The organism is Tessaracoccus yangjingae, assembly GCF_055326235.1.
In genome coordinates, this window is sequence record NZ_JBUZNN010000002.1 from 60,475 (window position 1) to 79,915 (window position 19,441).

The 19,441-nt window shown below is 69.9% G+C and carries 13 protein-coding genes; 10 read left to right on the forward strand and 3 right to left on the reverse strand.

Annotation, left to right across the window (positions count from 1 at the left end):
* Positions 1–82: 82 nt before the first annotated feature.
* Positions 83–754 carry a fructose-6-phosphate aldolase gene (locus ACZK5D_RS03160; RefSeq protein ID WP_463664245.1) on the reverse strand — a complete coding sequence of 224 codons (672 nt, stop codon included), beginning with the start codon at positions 752–754 and terminating at the stop codon, positions 83–85.
* 91 nt (positions 755–845) lie between these two features.
* On the opposite strand from ACZK5D_RS03160, the gene ACZK5D_RS03165 reads away from it, so the two are divergent.
* Positions 846–2,003, forward strand: a complete 1,158-nt coding sequence (locus tag ACZK5D_RS03165; RefSeq protein ID WP_463664246.1) for a hypothetical protein — start codon at positions 846–848, stop codon at positions 2,001–2,003.
* Positions 2,004–2,255: 252 nt separating this feature from the next.
* Positions 2,256–4,142, forward strand: a complete 1,887-nt coding sequence (locus ACZK5D_RS03170) for a hypothetical protein (protein WP_463664247.1) — start codon at positions 2,256–2,258, stop codon at positions 4,140–4,142.
* Between the two features lie 237 nt (positions 4,143–4,379).
* On the opposite strand, the gene ACZK5D_RS03175 is transcribed toward ACZK5D_RS03170, so the two are convergent.
* On the reverse strand, positions 4,380–5,612 hold the full coding sequence (locus ACZK5D_RS03175) for a serpin family protein (RefSeq protein WP_463664248.1): 1,233 nt from the start codon (positions 5,610–5,612) through the stop codon (positions 4,380–4,382).
* Positions 5,613–5,794: 182 nt separating this feature from the next.
* On the opposite strand from ACZK5D_RS03175, the gene ACZK5D_RS03180 reads away from it, so the two are divergent.
* Genes ACZK5D_RS03180 through ACZK5D_RS03205 form a run of 6 tightly spaced genes read left to right on the forward strand, consistent with a single transcriptional unit; the run spans position 5,795 to position 14,338 of the window.
* Positions 5,795–6,547 (forward strand): DeoR/GlpR family DNA-binding transcription regulator, encoded by a 753-nt coding sequence (locus ACZK5D_RS03180; RefSeq protein ID WP_182781665.1) that lies wholly within the window; start codon positions 5,795–5,797, stop codon positions 6,545–6,547.
* 28 nt (positions 6,548–6,575) lie between these two features.
* A complete protein-coding gene (locus ACZK5D_RS03185; protein ID WP_463664249.1) occupies positions 6,576–7,949 on the forward strand; it encodes a dihydrolipoamide acetyltransferase family protein in 1,374 nt (457 codons plus the stop codon).
* Between the two features lie 17 nt (positions 7,950–7,966).
* Entirely contained in the window at positions 7,967–9,376 is a 1,410-nt protein-coding gene (gene lpdA / locus ACZK5D_RS03190; RefSeq protein ID WP_463664250.1) for a dihydrolipoyl dehydrogenase, read from the forward strand.
* Between the two features lie 31 nt (positions 9,377–9,407).
* On the forward strand, positions 9,408–11,867 hold the full coding sequence (locus ACZK5D_RS03195; RefSeq protein WP_463664251.1) for an alpha-ketoacid dehydrogenase subunit alpha/beta: 2,460 nt from the start codon (positions 9,408–9,410) through the stop codon (positions 11,865–11,867).
* Between the two features lie 3 nt (positions 11,868–11,870).
* A complete protein-coding gene (locus ACZK5D_RS03200; RefSeq protein ID WP_458996088.1) occupies positions 11,871–13,229 on the forward strand; it encodes a PHP domain-containing protein in 1,359 nt (452 codons plus the stop codon).
* A complete protein-coding gene (locus ACZK5D_RS03205) occupies positions 13,226–14,338 on the forward strand; it encodes an SDR family NAD(P)-dependent oxidoreductase (protein ID WP_463664252.1) in 1,113 nt (370 codons plus the stop codon). The genes ACZK5D_RS03200 and ACZK5D_RS03205 overlap by 4 nt, the downstream gene beginning before the upstream one ends.
* A 189-nt stretch (positions 14,339–14,527) precedes the next feature.
* Here ACZK5D_RS03205 and ACZK5D_RS03210 read toward each other — a convergent pair whose 3' ends face one another.
* Entirely contained in the window at positions 14,528–15,466 is a 939-nt protein-coding gene (locus ACZK5D_RS03210; protein ID WP_463664253.1) for a putative endonuclease domain-containing protein, read from the reverse strand.
* Positions 15,467–15,817: 351 nt separating this feature from the next.
* On the opposite strand from ACZK5D_RS03210, the gene ACZK5D_RS03215 reads away from it, so the two are divergent.
* Positions 15,818–16,231 carry a CBS domain-containing protein gene (locus ACZK5D_RS03215; protein WP_463664254.1) on the forward strand — a complete coding sequence of 138 codons (414 nt, stop codon included), beginning with the start codon at positions 15,818–15,820 and terminating at the stop codon, positions 16,229–16,231.
* Between the two features lie 748 nt (positions 16,232–16,979).
* Positions 16,980–19,367 (forward strand): glycoside hydrolase family 3 N-terminal domain-containing protein, encoded by a 2,388-nt coding sequence (locus ACZK5D_RS03220; RefSeq protein WP_463664255.1) that lies wholly within the window; start codon positions 16,980–16,982, stop codon positions 19,365–19,367.
* Positions 19,368–19,441 lie beyond the last annotated feature (74 nt).

Below are 19,441 nucleotides of genomic sequence, written 5' to 3' on the forward strand. Positions count from 1 at the left end.
CTTGGGTGCCCCCACCGCCGTCCACCCGGGCGCTGGGTTGGGGTGTCGCGAGGAGTCGCGGCAAGGCGGCGGGGACGCGGACTCAGGGGAGCGTGGTCGTCCCGTGCACCTCCTTCCAGTCCGAGATGAAGGCGTCGACGGCGTCCTCGATCATCGGCGCCGAGAGCGCCTGGCGCAGCAGTTTCGGCGACAGCGTGACCGCGTGGGCGCCCGCCTCGAGGGCGTGGGACACCTGCGCGATGTTCTTGAAGCTGGCGGCCATGATCTTGCTCGGCGCGTCGAAGCGGTCGATGAAGCTGGCCAGCGCGCTGAGGGTGCCGCGGGTGTCGATGTCGAGGCTCTGCATGCGGTTGTAGTAGGGCGCCAGGTAGTCGACGCCGGTCGCGACGGCGAGGAAGCCCTGGGTCTTGGAGTAGATGGCGGTGGCGGTGACCTTGACGCCCTCCTCCTTGAGGGTGCGCATGGCCTGGATGCCGGCCTCGGTGGTGGGGATCTTCGGGTAGACGTTGGCGTCGATCTTGTCCAGGAGCCGGTGGGCCTCGTCGATCATGCCCTGCGCGTCCTTGGCCAGCACCTGCACGTGCAGCGTCCGGTTGGGGCCGATGATCGACCGGATCTGCTTGAGGTGGGCGTAGAAGTCGATCTGGCCCTCCTTCTTCAGGATCGACGGGTTGGTGGTGACACCGGTGACGGGGTAGATCGGCGTGAGCCGCTCGATGTCGTCGAGGTTGGCGGTGTCGAACAGGATGTCCATGGGGGCCTTTCTTCGGGCATGGGGGGTGGGCTCAGGGCAATTCCACCACCGGCGGGTCGCGGAGCGGCGGTTTCGCGGGCGATCCGGGCAGATGCCCACCGAGCCGCTTCCGGGCGTCGCGATCGAGGGGGACAATGGGTTCAGCCCCGCTGTGTCCTGCCGCGGGCGGCTCAGAGACGAGGTCGAGATGACGGACGACGGCGCAGCGGACGGGACGGGCGCGGCCGCTGAGGCGGAGGGCCGCAGGCCGCGCCGGTGGGTGACGGGCGCCGTCGTCGGGGGCCTGGTGCTGGCGGCCGTCGCGATCCCGCTGGGGTACCAGGCGCTGCGCGGCCCGGACGGCGCGGTGCCGGGGGAGACTCCCAGCCCCATCCCCTCGGGCTCAAGCTCGCTTGAGCCGTCCGCTCCCTCGCCCACGCCCACGGAAGCATCCGCCACGCCTACGGTCGCGCCGGTGGAGAACCCGTGCGCGGGGATCGCGGAGGAGACGCGCGAGGCCGGGCTCCAGCTCACCCCGTTCGACGGCGATCTCCCCGACGGAGCGCTGCGCGCGTGGCTGTGCGGGGACCCGAGCGAGGGCTTCCCGGCCACGGGCGGACCGCTCGAACCGCTGACGGAGGGGCTGGACGAGGTGACGGCCGCGTTCAATGCCCTCGAGCCCCTGCCCGGGGACGTCGCGTGCACCGCGGAGTACCGGATGACCTACGTCGTGGTGCTCGACTACCCGGACGGTGCGCAGCGCCTGCGCGGGGAGCTGCACGGCTGCAAGGTGGTGAGCGACGGGGAACGCCAGTTCTCGGGCGGCGAAGGGTTCCTGCAGACCCTGGTCGGGCTGTGGGAGGGCCAGCGATCCGGGGAGGTGGCACCGTCGGAGCCCCCGGAGGTGTGTCCACCGCTGACCACCCTGGTTCCGACCACGCCAGACGCGATCCTGGTCGGCCACGTCTGCTCCCGCGATTACAGCGATGTCCGCGTCATCGACGAGGTTCCGGAGGACCTGCTGGCACGGATGGTGGAGTCGCTGCGCACGGACGTGGGCGGGGACGTGCCCGGCATGGGGATCGACAACCGCGGCGCCTTCGTGCTCGTCGACGGATGGGGCTCGACGATGTCGCTGGTGCCGCTGCACGACGGCAACTTCGCGGTGGACCCCAGCCCCCTCGACGAGTTCGCCTACTGGAAGCCGCCCGCGGACCTGGCCGAGGATCTGCACGCCTTCCTCGGCCCGGAGCCCTCGCCCACGGGCTGATCCTCCTCGCCCGCTCCGGTGAGGGGATTTGAGCCGGACACGGCTTCCGGCGGCCCGACTTGAGCCGGACACGGCTTTCGTCGGGGTGCCTTGAGCCGGATCCGGGACTCAAGCCGAGAATCGGCGATCTTGAACGTTCAAGTCCCATTGAGGCCGAGGTCCGGCTCGTCGCGGTTCCGCAAGAGCCGTGTCCGGCTCAACACACCCCACCCCCACGGGACGAGCCGAAGCCTGTTCGGCCATACTGCCGTGGTGCACCGCCTCTCCTCCAGTGACCTCCGCCGCAGCCGGACCCACCTGACCTGGCTCAGGCTGGCCTGGCTGGTGGTGGCGATCATCGCCGGCATCTCGATCCTCGACCCCCTCGGCGCCTTGGAGTACCAGCGCCCCGCACTGTGGTCCGCCGCCTACGTCTCCACCGGCCTGGCGGTCACGCTGCTGACGACCTCGATCCTGGTGTGGCTCGCGCCCCGGTGGAGCCTGGCGACAGCGATGGCCTGCGCCGCCGTCGGGGTGGTCGCGGCCCAGGCGGAGTCGGCCTGGTGGTGGGCGGCGGGGCTGACCGCGACCGTGATGGTCGGGTTCGTTCTCGTGCGGGATTCGCGCTCCCGGCCCCGCGGGGACGTGGTGGTCCCCGCCACCGGTGTGCCGTTCGAAGGGTCCTGGGCCGCAACCCCGACGCTGCGTCGATGGCTCGGCGTCGGCGGGGTGGCGGCGGTCGTGGTGGCCGGCCTCGTCGGGCTTGCGATTCACCAGATGGAGACGCGGGACGCGGCCCGGTTCGAGGCCGGGGCGTCGCTGGTGAGCGTCCCCGTCTCCGCGATCGAGGAGGACGAGGACGGCTATCAGTACCTGACGGTGGTCCTCGACGGCGTGGACCGGGAGATCGAGAGCCCCTGGTACGACGACGTCGCGGTGGGTGATCAGGTGCAGGTCCTCACCGACGGGTCGCGCGCCGTGCTGGTCGGCGCCGGCCAGGACAATCCGGCGTGGCTCCTCGGCCTGGTGGCCGCGGTGCCCATGGCCGCGGCGGCGGTGTGGGGACGCTACGTCGCGCCGCACCGGCGGCGGGCCAGGCTGGTGGCGCAGGGCGCGCCCGGTGTGACGGTGCGGGTGGTGTGCAACGGCGAGATTGCGCTCGTGCTCCCCACGGACGCGGACTGGCCGATCCTGGAGCTCACCCACCTCGACGGCCTGGCGGACCGGGACAGGGTGGCCGAGGCCGTCGACGCTGCCGACGCATGGAAGCCGGAGGACGACGACGAGGAGTTGGCCGACATGCCCATGCCGGCCACGGCCATGGAAGTGGCGCACTGGGCCGACGACATTCACCATGAGGTCGTTGCCGAGGAGATGGCGAGCCTCACCGGCGAGGAGAAGGAGATGGCTGAGGCCGTCGTCGGCCCCGACACCAACGGCGCGGAGCCGTTCATCCTGGTCGGGGGCTGGGCCTACGGCTCCTCGGTGGCGTTGGCCAGGGCGACGGGGCAGGTCTGGCTGGCCGAGGTAGAGGAGCCCCAGCCGTTCAGGGGTCGACGGCGGTTCCTCCGGGCCATCAGGCCCGGGCAGCCGGGCTGGGAGGTGGACGAGGCGGCGCCCACCACGGTTCAGGAGAACCTGGCGCTGTGGGCACTGCGTCGCGGGCGGTGGACGCGCTGGGTGGCGGCGTTGGCCGTGGCGGGTGTGGGCGCGCTGGCGGTGCCCTTCATGCTCACGGAGGTGTGGGGCGACTGGTTCAACAACATCCGCCTGATCCTCGCCATCCTCGTGGTGATGACCGGGCCGTTCTGGGCGACGTCGTGGTCGTGGGGCGAGTTCAGCCGGTTCCGCCAGGGCTTCGGCTGGTACGGGCTTCTGCTCGACGACGTGGTGGGCCCCGCACGCGTCGACCTGATCGCGCCCGGCAGTCACGCCGTCGGCGTCCGCCTTCGCGCCCCGGAGGAGATGCTGAGCATCGACCCGGCCGTGGTGCGCCCCGGTGCCACCACCGAGGCCGCGGCGGCCGAGCTGCAGTCGTGGCTCGCCGCCGGCCAGCAGGGCACCAGGGGTGGGCGCCGCCCCACCCCGGCGCTCGTCGCGACGGCGCTGATGGTGGTGGCGTGGGCCGCGCAACTCCTGCCGCTCGCCCTCGGTTCGTAGCCCTCTGCGGGTCAGGACGTTGAGCCGGACACGGCTTTCAAGGGGGCTGCTTGAGCCGGACACAGCCTTCGATGAGGCTGGTTGAGCCGGACACGGCTCTCGACGCGTGAATCCCGCCTATTGATCGTTCAAGTCACAGCGACTCCGAAGCCAGGCTCAAACGCACTCGCCGAGAGCCGTGTCCGGCTCAAACCGCGGCCGAGGCGGAGGCCGATCACCCAGCCGGCGACCGGGGTGCTACTCGGCTGGAGCGGCGGGGTCCTCGACGACGGCGAGGAAGATCGGCCAGCGTGTCCGGGTGTCCAGGACCCGCATGATGTATGGCCGGTCCACCCAGAGCTCGGCGTCATAGGCAGGCATCCCCGTGCCGACGGCGCCCTCCGTCAGCACCGCCCCGACGGTGCCCTTCGGGCTGACCGTCAAGGTCACCTGCTGAACCAGCTGGCCCAGGGTGCCCCCGGGCACGATCATGCCCAGATCGGACAGGTCGATCCCGGCCTCCTTGACGGGTTGCAGAAGGTCCCAGGTCTGCTTCTGGTCCGACGTCGGCATGACGACGGAGACCTGGCCTTCGCCGGCGGCCTCCAGCCCCTCCGCGACGGCCACCAGATCGTCGGCGGTGAGTTCCCCCGGAGTCACCCCCGCTGAGGGGAGGATCACGTCCATCGCGAGCACGTCGTCGTACGGCAGGCGCACGGCAGCCCACCGCGACCCCTCCGCAAACCTGGCAGGAACGATCTCCGTCATGCCCGGCACCTCCGTCGGTGCGCCCCCGGTGGGGGTGAACGGCACCGGCCACTCGCTGGTGAAGGGGGTCCGCCATCTGGCCGCGAACAGCACCGCGTCCTGCAGCACCAGCCGGAGGTCCGGGGTGACCTCGATGGCGGACTTCTCGATCAACCCTGCGGTGTGCTTGTTCGCCCACGCGTCCAGCACCGCCTTGGCCCCGTCCCGGTCCACCCGCTCCACGCCTGAGTCGTAGAACCGCGACAGCCGGTCCAGGAACGCCTCCTCGACGATCGCGTCGTCCACGATCACGACCTGCGACGCCTGGTGGACGACGGGCTCCTCCGGAGGCTCCTTCTTGTCCACGCTTTCTGGAAGCGTGTCGTACCCGGCGAGGGCCTGCCTCAGCGCCGCGACGGCCGCGGACCGCTCGTCCCCGGCCAGGCCGATCGTCGAGTCGAGCGACGCGGCGCTCGCCCCGGCCGCACCCTCGCCCAGCATGGCTATGGCGGACATGAGCGAACTCGGCCCCAGGACCCGGTTGCCGGTCTTCCCGCCCAGCAACGCCCAGGCCAGCGACTCGGTGGCCGCGGATGCCGTCGGCACGCCGGACGTCCCAATGGGGAACTCCTCCGGCGGTTGTGTCCCGCGCACCTCGCCGGGCTCGGCCGCGGCGCAGGACGACAGTGAGATGGCAAGGGCCGCGAGTCCCGCGGCGGCCAAGAGTGATCGACGGCTGGGCATCGCTGGCCTCCTTCCCTCCAGCGTAGATCCGCATCCTCGCGAGGGTGCTGACGTGACCGGATCGTGATGTCGTGAGCAGATGCTCAGCATTCCGCCACCCGCCCATCGAAACCGATCCGAAGGGCTTAGGGTGGTCACATCGAAACCACTTCGGAAGTCAACGGCAAGTGATGGGACCGACAATGACCGTCGAGCGCGCTGAGCGGGCGAGCGAGATCATGACGCGTCTCACCGACGACGGCACCCTCTCGGTCTCCGCCCTGGCCGTCGAGCTCGGCGTTTCCGAGGTCACCATCCGGGGAGACCTCAGGAACCTCGAGGAGCGCGGCCTCCTGGTCCGCACCCGCGGCGGAGCCCGCCCCACCACGCTGAAATCCATCCTGCAGCGCGAGAAGCTCCACGTTGAGGCCAAGCAGCGCATCGCCGCCGCGGCTGCGGCGATGGTCCTGGACGACGACACGATCATGATCGAGGCAGGTACCACCACGGCCATGCTGGTGCGCAACCTCACCGGGCGCCGTGGCGTCCAGATCGTCACCAACTCGGCGCTGGCGTTCTCCACGGCCCGGATCAACCCCGCGCTCGGCGTCATCCTCACCGGGGGCGTGTTCCGCGCCGAGTCCGAGTCGTTCGTCGGCCCGCTCGCCGAGCGCGCCATCGCGGACTTCAACACCCGCCTGGCCTTCGTCGGCACGGACGGTTTCTCTCCCGAGCGGGGCCTCACAACGCGGTTCGTCGAGGGCGGCCAGGTTGCCTCACTCATGCGCGAGCGCGCCGAGGAGACCTGGCTGCTGGCCGATTCGTCGAAGTTCGGCCAGGCCGGCTTCGTCACCTTCCTGCCCTTGGCGGGCATCACCGGGGTCATCACCGACGACGGGCTCCCCGCGGGCGCCGTCGAGGCACTCCGGGAACACACCCAAGTACGCGTCGTCTAGTCAATCAACGAAGAAGAAGGACAACACCATGGCAACCGTCGTAGTCATGCCGCAGCTCGGCAACAGTGTCGAGTCGTGCCTGATCGTGTCGTGGCAGGTGAAGGTGGGCGACGAGATCGCCGAGAACGCCATCGTCTGCGAGGTCGAGACAGACAAGGCCTCCATGGAGGTCCCCTCCTCCGCGGCCGGTACCGTGCTGGCCCTGCTCTGGGCCGAGGGCGACGACGTCCCGGTCAAGGAGCCCCTGCTGGTGGTGGGCGCCGCCGGCGAGGACCCCAAGCCGGCGCTCGACGCGGCCGGCTGGAAGCGCGCCGACGGCGAGGCCGAGGCCACGCCCGCCACCGAGGCAGCTGCACCCGCCGTCGCGCCCGAACCCGGGGAGGCCCCTCAGACGGAGCGCACCGCGGCCACCGGCGCTTCGAGCCCCCGCGCCCGCAGCCTCGCCGCCGCCAACTCCCTCGACCTCGGCGCCGTCGCCGAGGGCTCCGGTCCCGGCGGCCGCGTCATCGAGCGCGACGTCAAGGATGCCCTCACCTCGGCCACCACCGGCGCCGCCCGCGCAGGAGCCCACGGCTCGGCCGCGCAGGGCACCGGGCTCGGCGGCCGCGTGACCACCGCCGATCTCGCCGCCCCGGCCGAGCCGGCCGCCGCGGCCGCCCCCGCGGCGACACGTCCGGCGAGCGCCGTCGACGCCGACTTCCCCGGCCCGTCGGAGGCCACCAAGGTCAAGGGTGTCCGCAAGGTCATCTCGGACCGGATGATGAACTCGCTGGCCACCTCGGCGCAGCTCACCTACACCACCACCGCGAACGCCCAGGGCCTGCTGGATCTGCGCAAGAAGCTGAAGAACTCGGACCCGTCGCTGGGCATGAACGGCGTCACCATCGGCGACCTGGTCGGCTACGCCGCCGTCCGCGCCGCCGCGAAGAACCCCTCGCACAACGCCCACCTGGCCGACGGCGTGCTCACCACCTTCGAGCGCGTCCACATGGGCTTCGCCTGCGACACCCCCCGCGGCCTCCTGGTGCCGACGGTGCGCAACGCGTCGCTGATGAGCCTGCGCGAGTTCTCCGCCGTCAGCAAGCAACTCGCCAACGAGGCCATCCAGGGCTCGATCAACCCCGATCTGCTGTCGGGCGCCACCTTCACGGTGTCCAACCTGGGCGGCTTCGGCATCGAGTCCTTCACCCCTCTGCTCAACGTGCCGCAGACCGCCATCCTCGGCGTGGACGCGATCTTCCCGCGGGTCAAGGTCAACGCCGACGGCTCCATCGGCGCCGAGCAGCGCATCGGCCTGTCGCTCACCGCGGACCACCGCGCCATCGACGGAGCAGACGCCGCCCGCTTCCTGCAGGACCTCGTGACGTTCATCGAGGCCATCGACATCACCGTGCTCGGCTGAGAGGAACAGACACACCCATGAGTGACTACGACGTCATCGTCCTGGGCGGGGGCCCCGGCGGCTACATCGCCGCCGAGCGCCTCGGCCACGCGGGGAAGAAGGTCCTCCTCATCGAGGCCGACGCCCTCGGCGGCACCTGCCTCAACGTGGGCTGCATCCCCACCAAGGCCCTGCTCAACGCGGCCAAGACCTACGAGCACGCCAAGCACGGCACCAACCTCGGCATCCACACCTCCGACATCACGGTGGACTGGACCGAGCTCCAGAAGTGGAAGGCCCAGACGGTCACCACGCTCGTCAAGGGCGTGGGCTTCGCGGAGAAGAAGGCCGGCGTCATCGTCGTCAAGGGCTACGGCACCTTTGACGGCCCCGGCAAGGTCACGGTCCGTTTCGACGCGGACGGCGCCTCCGGCTCCGGTCCGGCTCAACGAGCGGAGAGCTACACCTGCGACCACGTGATCCTCGCCACCGGCTCCGTCCCCGTGATGCCCCCCATCCCGGGCGCCAAGGACAACCCTCACGTGGTTGACTCCACCGGCATGCTGGCCGTCGAGACCATCCCGCCGCGCCTGGCCGTGATCGGTGGCGGCGTGATCGGGCTGGAGTTCGCCAGCTTGTTCGCCACGCTCGGCTCTGAGGTCACCGTCGTGGAGATGCTGCCCGAGATCGTGCCGTTCATGGACGCCGAGCTCGCGCCCATGCTCCGCAAGGCGCTCAGCAACGTGAACTTCAAGCTGTCCTGCAAGGTCACCGCCCTCGACGGCGGGACCGTCCGCTACACCACCGCCGACGGTGCCGACGAGGCCGTGGAGGCCGACGTCGTGCTCATGGCCGTGGGCCGCCGCCCCGCAGTCCAGGGTTGGGGCGCGGAGAACTCCGGCCTGGAGGTCTCCGGCAAGGGCGTGGTGGTCGACGACCGCATGCGCACCAACCTCCCGAACGTCTGGGCGATCGGCGACGTGACCGGCCGCTCCCTGCTGGCCCATGCCGCCTACCGCATGGGCGAGATCGCCGCGGCGAACATCCTCGACCCCGAGGCCCACCGCAGGGGCGAGGTCATGCGCTGGTCCACGATCCCGTGGGCGGTCTACTCCAGCCCGGAGGCCGCCGGCATCGGGCTCACCGAGGCCCAGGCCAAGGCCCAGGGCGGCAACGTGCAGACCGTCACCGTTCCAGGCGCCATGTCGGGCCGCTTCGTCGCGGAGAGCGGCGTCAAGGCCCACGGCGCCGCGAAGCTGGTCTACGACGGCGAGACCCTGCAGGTGCTCGGGGTCCACGTCGTGGGCAGCTACGCCTCCGAGATGATCTGGGGCGCCTCCGTGGTGCTCGAGACCGAACTCAACATCACCGACCTGCGCCAGGTCGTCTTCCCCCACCCCACCGTCAGCGAACTCATCCGAGAGGCGGCTTGGGCTGCCAAGGCCTGAGCGACCACCAGAAAGCTAGGAGCAGTCACACATGCCACGCACCCTCGTCGTCGACCCGAGCAACGTCCGCTCGGCGTCGTTCATCACCACGCCCGACATCCCCGTCAACCAGTACAAGCCCAACTTCGCCGCTGAGCTCGAGACTCACGGCAAGGACGGTCTGGTGGACATCCTCCACGACATGATCGCCGTGCGTCAGTTCGAGACCATGCTGAACTCGATCAAGACCACCGGCGCCTGGAACGGGGTGGAGTACAACCACCGCGGCCCCGCGCATCTCTCGATCGGGCAGGAGTCCGCCGTCGTCGGTCAGGCGTCGCAGCTCGACCCCACCGACTTCCTCTTCGGCTCGCACCGCAGCCACGGCGAGATCCTCGCCAAGTGCTACTCCGCGGCCCGCAAGCTCGACCCGGCCGAGCTTGAGAACATCATGAAGACCTTCCTCGACGGCGAGACCCTCGGCTTCGCGGAGAAGGTGGGCCACGACGGCCTGCTGGACCTGGCCGAGAACTTCATCCTCTACGGCACCGTCGCGGAGACCTTCGCCCGCAAGGCCGGCTTCAACCGCGGCCTCGGCGGCTCCATGCACGCCTTCTTCGCGCCCTTCGGCTCGATGCCCAACAACGCCATCGTGGGCGGCTCGGCCGACATCGCCACCGGCTCGGCTCTGTTCAAGCGGATCAACCGCCAGCCCGGCATCGTGATCGCCAACATCGGCGACGCCTCGATGGGCTGTGGGCCGGTGTGGGAGGCCATGATGATGGCCGCCATGGATCAGTACCGCACGCTGTGGAAGCACGGCGTGGACGGCAACCCGCCGATCTGGTTCAACTTCTTCAACAACTTCTACGGCATGGGCGGCCAGACCTCCGGCGAGACCATGGGCTACGACATCCTGGCCCGCGTCGGCGCCGGCGTGAACCCCGAGGCCATGCACTCGGAGCGCGTTGACGGCCTCAACCCGCTGGCCGTGGCAGACGCCGTCGCCCGCAAGCGCCAGATCCTCGAGTCCGGCAAGGGCCCGGTGCTCACCGACACGATCACCTACCGCTTCTCCGGTCACTCGCCTTCGGACGCCTCCAGCTACCGCACCCGCGAGGAAGTGGAGCTGTGGGAGACCCACGACGGCCTGAAGAACTACGCGGCCTACCTCGTCGAGAACAAGGTGCTCAGCCAGTCCGAGGTCGACGACATCCAGGCGAAGTTCGACGAGCGCCTCACGAAGATCATCGCCATCGCGACGAAGGACGAGGAGTCCAGCCCCCGCGTGGGCATGGACTTCATCGAGTCCGTCATGTTCTCCAACGGCAACGTGGAGGCCATGGCCGAGGGTGAGCCCGAGCTGCTCGAGCCGCTGGCCGAGAACGCCCGCGTCAAGTCCCTGAAGAACAAGGTGCGCAAGGCCACCGACGAGAACGGCAAGCCCGTTTCCAAGGCCAAGGCATACTCCTACCGCGACGCCCTGTTCGAGGCCGTGGCGCACCGCTTCGCCACCGACCCGACGATGGCGGGCTGGGGCGAGGAGAACCGTGACTGGGGGGGCGCGTTCGCCGTCTACCGCGGTCTCACCGAGCTGCTGCCGTACCACCGCCTGTTCAACTCGCCCATCTCCGAGGCCGCCATCATCGGCGCCGGCGTCGGCTACGCCCTCTCGGGTGGCCGCGCCATCGTCGAACTGATGTACTGCGACTTCCTGGGCCGCGCGGGCGACGAGATCTTCAACCAGGCCGCCAAGTGGCAGTCCATGTCTGCAGGCCTCCTGACGATGCCGCTGGTCATGCGGGTGTCCGTGGGCTCCAAGTACGGCGCCCAGCACTCGCAGGACTGGTCCGCGCTCGTGGCGCACATGCCCGGGCTCAAGGTCTACTACCCCTCCACCCCGTACGACGCCAAGGGCATGATGAACCTGGCGCTGCGCGGCACGGACCCGGTGATGTTCTTCGAGTCCCAGCTGCTGTACGACGTGGCCGAGCAGTTCGCGGCCGACGGCGTGCCGGAGGGCTACTACGAGGTGCCCGAGGGTGAGCCCGTCGTGCGCCGCGAGGGCACGGATCTGACCATCGCGGTGATCGGCCCCACGCTGTACCGCGTGATGGAGGCCGCGGACCTGCTGCAGGAGAAGTACGGCATCTCCACCGAGGTGATCGACCTGCGCTTCGTCGCCCCGCTCAACCTGGACCCGATCGTCGAGTCCGTGAAGAAGACGGGCCGCCTCGTGCTCACCTCCGACGCGGTGGACCGCGGCTCGTTCCTGCACAACGTGGCCTCGTCGATCCAGACCCTGGCGTTCGACCACCTGGACGCGCCTGTCACTGTCGTGGGCTCGCGCAACGCGATCACCCCCGCCGCCGAGCTGGAGAAGGAGTTCTTCCCGCAGCCCGACTGGCTGATCGACGCCATCCACGAGCGGATCCTCCCCCTCGCGGGCCACGTGCCGAGCACCAACCAGACCAACGCCGAGCTGGCGCGTCGCTCCCGGATGGGGCTCTGAGCCATGTCCCGCGACGCGATCAACGATCCGACGCTGCTGCCGGCAGAGCGCCTGGCTGCCCTGCGGGAGTACCTGCAGGGTGGCCCGGAGTTCCCGGAGTTCGTCACCGAGTCCAACAACCACGTCCACACCATCTACAGCTTCAGCCCCTACACGCCGGCCATGGCCGCGCTGCGGGCGCGTGAGGCCGGGCTGATGGTCGTGGGCTCCGTGGACCACGACTCGGCCGGTGCCGCCGCGGAGATGGCGGAGGCGGCCTCCCTGCTCGGCATGGGCGCCGTGACCGGCTTCGAGTGCCGCGTCTACGTGCACACGGCCGACGAGGTGGCCTCCGGCAACGCCCCGATGCACACCCGCAAGCTCAACAACCCGGACACCGCGGGCATCGCCTACATGACGGTGCAGGGCATCCCCGCCTCGTCGCGGGACAAGGTGGCCGAGTACCTGGTGCCCATCCGCGAGGCGCGCCTCAAGCGCACCGCGGCCATGGTGGAGCGGGCCAACGAGATCCTCGGCCGCCTCGGCGCGCCGCTGATCGACGTGGAGGCCGACATCGTCGCGCGCTCGCAGTTCCTGCGCGGCGGCACGGTGACCGAGCGTCACCTGCTGGCGGCCATGGCGTCGAAGCTCATCGAGCGGTTCGGGCCGGGGCAGTCCCTCGTCGACGGGCTGGCCGAGATGGGGCTCACCCTCTCCGGGAAGGTCGCGGACCAGCTGGCGGACCCGGACAACCCGCACCTGGTGTTCGACCTGCTGGGCGTCATGAAGGCCGAGTTCCTGGACCAGATCTACGTGGTGCCGGAGCGGCTCGAGGACGGAGGGGAGTGCCCGAGCATGGCGGAGGTGATCGCCTTCGCCAAGTCCGTGGGCGCCATCCCGGCCTACGCCTACCTGGGCGACGTCACCGCGTCGCCGACGGGGGACAAGAAGGCGGAGAAGTTCGAGGACGACTTCCTGGAGGAGTTGTTCGTCGAGCTGGAGCGCATGGGCATGCCGGCCATCACCTACATGCCGCCGCGCAACACGGCCGAGCAGATGGCGCGGGTGGCCGAGCTGGCCGCCGAGCACGGCCTGCTGGAGGTCTCCGGCGTGGACATCAACACCCCGCGTCAAGTGTTCAACTGCCCGGAGCTGCAGCGCCCCGAGCTGGCGCACCTCAACGACGCCACGTGGGCGATGGTCGCGCACGAGCAGCTGGCCAACGAGAGCGCGTCGCTGGGCCTGTTCTCGCCGGACTCGCCGCTGGCGGTCCTCCGGTTGACGGACCGGGTGGCGCGCTACGGGGCGCTCGGCCGGTCCCTGGTGGCCGGCGAGACCACCGTCGAGGAGAGCGTCAGTCAACTGAGGAGGGCTCTGGCATGAGCAGCATCGTCGACATCGCCCCGGTTGTCCGGGGCGCCTACCTGGCGAAGTACGGGGTCCCCGTCCTCCTGACCTCGCTGGCTGAGGTGCCGACGGAGTCGGCCTCGAAGCCTAAGAAGGTCTCCGTGATCGCAGACCTTCCCCAGGCCCTCGCCGACGCCGACCTCCCGCTCCCCGGCGACGTCGTCGTCGAGGTCGCGGGGGAGCGCTTCGCCTTCTCGGCGACCACCCTCGGTGACCTCACGCCTCTCCCCGGCGCCCGGACCGCGGAGGCGCGCAGCGCCGCCTCGCGGTCCGCGGTCGTCGCGGGGAAGGTCGCCGTCGTCACCGGCGGCGCCCAGGGCTTCGGCGCGGAGATCGTCCACGGCCTGATCGACTCGGGAGCCTTCGTCTACATCGCCGACCTCAACGGCGACGGCGCGGCGGCCCTGGCCGCCGAGCTCGGCGACCGCGCGGCCGCCATCACGGTCAACGTGGCCGACGAGGCCTCGGTGGCGGCGATGGCCGAGCAGATCGCGGCCACCACCGGCGGCCTCGACCTGGTGATCTCCAACGCGGGCATCGTCCGCGCCGGGGGAGTGCTGGAGCAGGAGCTGTCCGCGTTCGCGCTGACCACGGACATCAACTACACGGCGTTCTTCCTCGTCACCAAGCACCTGGGCCGCCTGCTGGCCGCCCAGCACAAGGCGGCACCGGGCTGGATGACCGACATCATCCAGATCAACTCGAAGTCCGGCCTCACCGGTTCGAACAAGAACGGCGCCTACGCCGGCTCGAAGTTCGGCGGCATCGGCCTGGTGCAGAGCTTCGCGCTGGAGCTCGTCGAGCACGGGGTGAAGGTCAACGCCATCTGCCCCGGCAACTTCTACGACGGCCCGCTCTGGTCGGACCCGGACCGGGGGCTGTTCGTGCAGTACCTGCGCTCCGGCAAGGTCCCGGGCGCGACCACCGTCGACGAGGTCCGCGAGTTCTACGAGGCCAAGGTGCCGCTGCGCCGTGGCACCACGGGCGGCGACGTCATGCGGGCGGTGTACTACATCGTCGAGCAGGCCTATGAGACCGGCCAGGCCATCCCGGTGACCGGCGGTCAGGTCATGCTCAGCAGCTGACCCCAGACGCCTGAGCGGCGGATCTGGTAGCGACTACGCGACCAGATCCGCCGCTCTGCGTTTCCGGCGCCGTCGTCGGCCACTATCCGGCAGTTCTGGTCGCGACTACGCGACCAGATCCGCCGCTCAGTGAATCCGTGCCCAGCGTCTATCCTCCCGGCGATCATCGGGCGGTAGTTCTGGTCGCGACTACGCCGCCAGATCCGCCGCCTTGGCGGGCGGGCATCGTGGGCAGGCCATTCTCTCGCCGTCCCAACCGCGGGCGGTCAGCGCGTCGGCCAGCTGGGCCGCGACGGCGCAGGCTTCGAGCGTCACCGACTGCCACCCGTAGCGCAGCGTGGCGGTCCCTTCGGCGATGAGGCGGGCGTTGTCGCGGGCCATGTCCTTGAACCATTCGGTGTGGTCCCTTATGCCGTCGAGCTCGACGGCGAGCCTCGCGTCGCGGAACAGCGCGTCCCCGCGCCCGACGACGCTGCGCACCTGCTTCTCGGGCACCGGGAGCCCATGGGGGAGCAGTACCTGGCTCTGGAAACGCCACTCCAGTGCACTCTCGATCCCATTGCCCGCGAAGCCGCACAACTCCTTGATGACCGCCGAGTGCCTGGTCCGTTGCCGCGCCGCCAGCGCCGCGAGGATCCTGGCAGGGGTGGTCCTGCTCTGCGCCAGCGCGCGCGCCACGGCCGCGATGGTCGCGTCCTCCGAGCTCACCCGGGCCAGATCGACCAGCGATGTCGCCACGGACGTCCGAGGTGGGCTGCCTATGCCGTTCCTCGTTCCTCGTCGGTACACCACGGTCCACTCCCCGACGGTGAAGCCGTCGTGCCTGGCCTCGGTCCAGACCGCGATCCGCGACGGGGCGTCCCGGACGGCGTCGTGGAGATGGGCAGCGGCGTCCTCGCCCAACACGGATCCACTCCCGCCGCGGAGAAGCCCGGCGTGGGCGGCCGCCAGCCAGGTCGCGCCGGAGGTCAGGTGCAGACCGTCAGCCGGATTGACCCACTCGCGCGCCATCCGTCGGACCACCGCCCTGGACAGCCCTCCGTCGATCAGCTGCGCGGTGGTGAGCACGCCCTCCTGGCGGCCCGCGAGCGCGCGGAGGCTCGGGGAGAGGTGTTGTCGCGGATGCATGGGCCCAGCCTGCCGAGCCGGCCTCACCGCGTCACCGGTTCGCTGGACACAGACAACACCTCAGGGCCACCTGACAACACCGTCGCGTCCCGGACAATCCTTGGGCGGCACTTCTGGCGGCGACTACGCCACCAGATCCGCCGGTCAGTGGTTTCTGGCCCGACGTCGCGCCGGACCGATCGTTGGGCGGCAGTTGTGGTCGCGACCACACCACACCAGATCCGCCGCCTTGGTCGGCGGGCGTGGCGTGATGCCGGTCCCGATGGCCGGTGGAGGCGTTTGGACTGCACCGCAGCGGGTACTGGCAAGTGTGGGAGGCCCGTCCGGCTGCCCATGACCGTAGGAGGAAAGATGAAGACAGCACGCGACATCATGACCACGCCGGTGGAGACCCTCGCGCCCACCGCGACCCTGACTGAGGCGGCCCGTCGGCTCAGGGACCTCAACGTCGGCTCGCTGCCCATCCTCGACGGCGACCGTCTGGCAGGCGTCGTCACCGACCGCGACATCGTGGTCCGGGGCGTCGCCGACGGGCTGGACCCGTCGAGCGCGACCGTCGCCGAGATTGCCACGGGTGACGTCGTGACCGTGGACGTCGACGACGATGCGGAGAAGGTGGCCCGCGTGATGGGCGAGCGGCAGGTCCGCAGGGTCCCCGTTGTCGACGGCGGAAGGCTCGTGGGCGTGATCGCCCAGGCCGACGTTGCCCGCGATCTCGACGCCCGCACCACCGGTGACGTCGTCGAGGACATCTCGCAGCGCTGACCCACGGCGCCGATCGTCCGACACTCGCGTGTGGGGAACTTGATCGGTCGGAGTCTTCGAAGCCGTCGAACCCTTCCCTTGCTTGAAGGGGAGGGGTACCGTGGACCCTGTCCTGTTACCTACATTTCGGGAGGCAAAGTATGGGCTGCGCACATCAGAATCAAGAGTCCACCGGTAAGGCCAATGAAGGCCCCGGCAGCTTGATCGAGAACGACGAGCTTCGCCGATAGGTTCAACTTCAGGGCAGAGCGTCACTGACGCCACGCCTGGCATTACCACGAGCGGGACGGGGTCGCCTTCGGGCGGCCCCGTCTCTGTGTCCCCGGCACATCAACCCTCGATCCATCCCGTCCCCTTCCCCCCCGGGCCTGACCGCACGGCGACCGCGCGTCCCGCCCCAGGGAGGACCTCGACACGGCCCATCCCTGCCGGTCGGCCCCAGCGCGCAGGTTGTGCGCATAGACCGACAGGTTGTGCGCACGCCCCCGACTCGCGATTTCGTGGCTGATTGAGTGTGTCTCGGCCCACGTGGCGTGACTCCGACTACCCGATATGTGCCTGCCGGCACGCCGAGGGAAGTGGTTCCACGAAGCGGGTGCCGAGTCCTTACCAGGGCCGTGACGGCCGGACGGGACGGGTGTGCGGACAGAAGCGTCCGCCTCCCGAGCCGCCACCGTCATCGGCCCGCGACACTCAACGAGGAGAGAGTGATGATGGTTCACCAGCACGCGATTGCGGGAGGCGTCCGATGAAGCGTTCTTCAGTTCGGATCATGGCCTTCGCCGGGATCGCCGCCATGGCACTCGCGGGATGCACCGCGGGCCCCGGGCAGTCCGAGTCCCCTGCGCCGACGTCAGAGTCGGCCGCCACCGGCAGCTACACCGAGCGCGAGGTCACCGACGGCGACACCACGTTCATGGTCGTCGAGAACCCCGGTGACGGTCCCGTCCTGTCCTACGGCTCCGAGAGCGGCATCACGCTGCTCGAAGAGGAGATCGACGGCGCCACCTACGCGTTCAAGGACATGAACGGCAACGGCGAGCTCGACACCTGGGAGGACTGGCGCGTCGAGGCGAGCGAGCGTGCCGCGGACCTCGCCGGGCAGATGTCCATCGAGCAGATCGCCGGGCTGATGCTGTTCAGCTCCCACGAGCGGACCCCCGCCGACGGCCTGACCGACGCGCAGAAGACCTACCTGACCGAGTCGAACCTGCGCAACGTGCTGAACGCCGCGGGCAGCGATGCCACCACCACCGTCCCGTGGGTCAACGAGATGCAGGCGTACGTGGAGACGCTCGCCACCGAGGAGACCCCCTACGTCCCGGTGAACTTCAGCTCCGACCCGCGCTCGACCGCCGGCTCCGGCGGCTACAACGCAGAGGGCGCGGACATCTCCCGCTGGCCCTCCAGCCTCGGCCTGGCCGCGACATTCAACGCGGAGCACACCAGCAACTACGGTGAGATGGCCTCCGCGGAATACCGCGCGCTGGGCATCGCCACGGCGCTGAGCCCCCAGATCGACCTCGCCACCGAGCCCCGCTGGCTGCGCGTCGGCGGGACCTTCGGCGAGGACGTCGCCCAGAACACCGAGCTGGCCGCGGCCTACGTGGACGGCTTCCAGGGCACCGGCGGCGAGGACGTCTGGGGCTCCGAGTCCGTCAACGCGATGATCAAGCACTGGGCCGGCGACGGGCCGGGCGAGGGTGGCCGTGAGGGCCACACCGATGCCGGCAAGTACGGCGTCTACCCCGGCGACAACTTCGACGAGCACGCCGCAGGCTTCCTGGGCTCGCTCGACTCGGCGGCCGTCATGACCGCCTACTCCATCGCCCTGGACGCGAACGGCGAGCCGCTGTTCGGCGAGCGCGTCGGCACCGCCTACGACAACGGGCGCATGTCGATCCTGCGTGAGGACAACGGCTACGAGGGCGTCGTCGTCACCGACTGGGGCGTCATGAGCGGCGCCAACGACGAGGGCGCGTTCTTCGGTATGGCGTGGGGCGCAGAGGACCTCGCTCCCGCGGAGCGCTACCTCGAGGTGCTCGGCACGGGCCACGACATGTTCGGCGGCGTCAACGACGCCACCTTCATCCTCGAGGCCGCTGAGCTGTGGCAGCAGAAGTTCGAGGCCGGCGAGCTCGAGGTCGACGCCGAGACCCGCTTCCAGGAGTCGGGCGCGCGCATCCTCTCGATGCTCTTCAACCCGGGCCTCTACGAGAGCGCCTTCCTCGATCCCGAGGTCTCGTCCGAGATCCTGGCCAGCGACGACAAGGTTGCGGCCGGCTACGCCGCGCAGCTCGACTCGGTCGTGATGGTCAAGAACGACGGCGGCACCATCGCCGCAGCCGAGGCCGCAGACTGGTCCGACAGGACCGTCTACATCCCGCGGTCCTACAGCAACGGCTTCGCCAGCGCCTTCGGCCCCGGCGAGTACACCGAGGGTCCGAGCATCGACGTCGAGACGGCCGAGCAGTTCTTCGGAACCGTCGTCACCGACGAGGCCGTGACGGACGCCGACGGCGTGGTCACCAGCTACACCGCTCCCGACCTCAGCAATGTGGACCTCGTGCTGGTGGGCATGGACAGCCCGGACAACGGCGGCAACTTCTCCAACATCGGCCACGACCTCGAGACCGACGAGTGGTACCCGCTGTCCCTCCAGTACCGCCCCTACACCGCCGACGGCGAGAACGTGCGCAAGGAGTCCATCTCGGGTGACATCCTTCCGGACGGCACCAAGCAGAACCGCTCCTACTTCGGCAACACCTCGCGGATCGCGAACGAGGCCGACCTGGATTCGTTCGAGCGGGCCGTCGCGGCCGTCGAGGCCAGCGGCAAGGACATCCCCGTGGTGACCGTCCTCAAGGCGACCAACCCCGTGATCCCGGCCGAGTTCGAGGCCAAGTCCGATGCGATCGTCGTCGGCTTCGGCACGAGCGACCAGGCCCTCATCGAGGTCTCCCTGGGCCTGTACGAGCCCAAGGGCCGCCTGCCGATCCAGTTCCCGATCAACATGGACACCGTCGAGGCCCAGCAGGAGGACGTCGCCAAGGACATGACCCCCTACACCGACGCCAACGGCAACGTGTACGACTATGGCTTCGGCCTGAACTACGCCGGCCCCATCGCCGGCTGACGCCAACCGCCACAGGGGTGGGAGAAAGGAAAAAACGGCGGACAACACCACCCAAACCATAAGGGAACAACCAA

Excerpts from the sequence above, each read along its gene's own strand:
- ACZK5D_RS03165 (WP_463664246.1), top strand. The coding sequence starts at position 846 with ATGCCCACCGAGCCGCTTCCGGGCGTCGCGATCGAGGGGGACAATGGG.
- ACZK5D_RS03185 (WP_463664249.1), top strand. The coding sequence starts at position 6,576 with ATGGCAACCGTCGTAGTCATGCCGCAGCTCGGCAACAGTGTCGAGTCG.
- ACZK5D_RS03210 (WP_463664253.1), bottom strand. The coding sequence starts at position 15,466 with ATGCATCCGCGACAACACCTCTCCCCGAGCCTCCGCGCGCTCGCGGGC.
- ACZK5D_RS03200 (WP_458996088.1), top strand. The coding sequence starts at position 11,871 with ATGTCCCGCGACGCGATCAACGATCCGACGCTGCTGCCGGCAGAGCGC.
- ACZK5D_RS03160 (WP_463664245.1), bottom strand. The coding sequence starts at position 754 with ATGGACATCCTGTTCGACACCGCCAACCTCGACGACATCGAGCGGCTC.
- ACZK5D_RS03195 (WP_463664251.1), top strand. The coding sequence starts at position 9,408 with ATGCCACGCACCCTCGTCGTCGACCCGAGCAACGTCCGCTCGGCGTCG.
- ACZK5D_RS03205 (WP_463664252.1), top strand. The coding sequence starts at position 13,226 with ATGAGCAGCATCGTCGACATCGCCCCGGTTGTCCGGGGCGCCTACCTG.
- ACZK5D_RS03180 (WP_182781665.1), top strand. The coding sequence starts at position 5,795 with ATGACCGTCGAGCGCGCTGAGCGGGCGAGCGAGATCATGACGCGTCTC.
- ACZK5D_RS03215 (WP_463664254.1), top strand. The coding sequence starts at position 15,818 with ATGAAGACAGCACGCGACATCATGACCACGCCGGTGGAGACCCTCGCG.
- ACZK5D_RS03175 (WP_463664248.1), bottom strand. The coding sequence starts at position 5,612 with ATGCCCAGCCGTCGATCACTCTTGGCCGCCGCGGGACTCGCGGCCCTT.
- ACZK5D_RS03220 (WP_463664255.1), top strand. The coding sequence starts at position 16,980 with ATGAAGCGTTCTTCAGTTCGGATCATGGCCTTCGCCGGGATCGCCGCC.
- lpdA (WP_463664250.1), top strand. The coding sequence starts at position 7,967 with ATGAGTGACTACGACGTCATCGTCCTGGGCGGGGGCCCCGGCGGCTAC.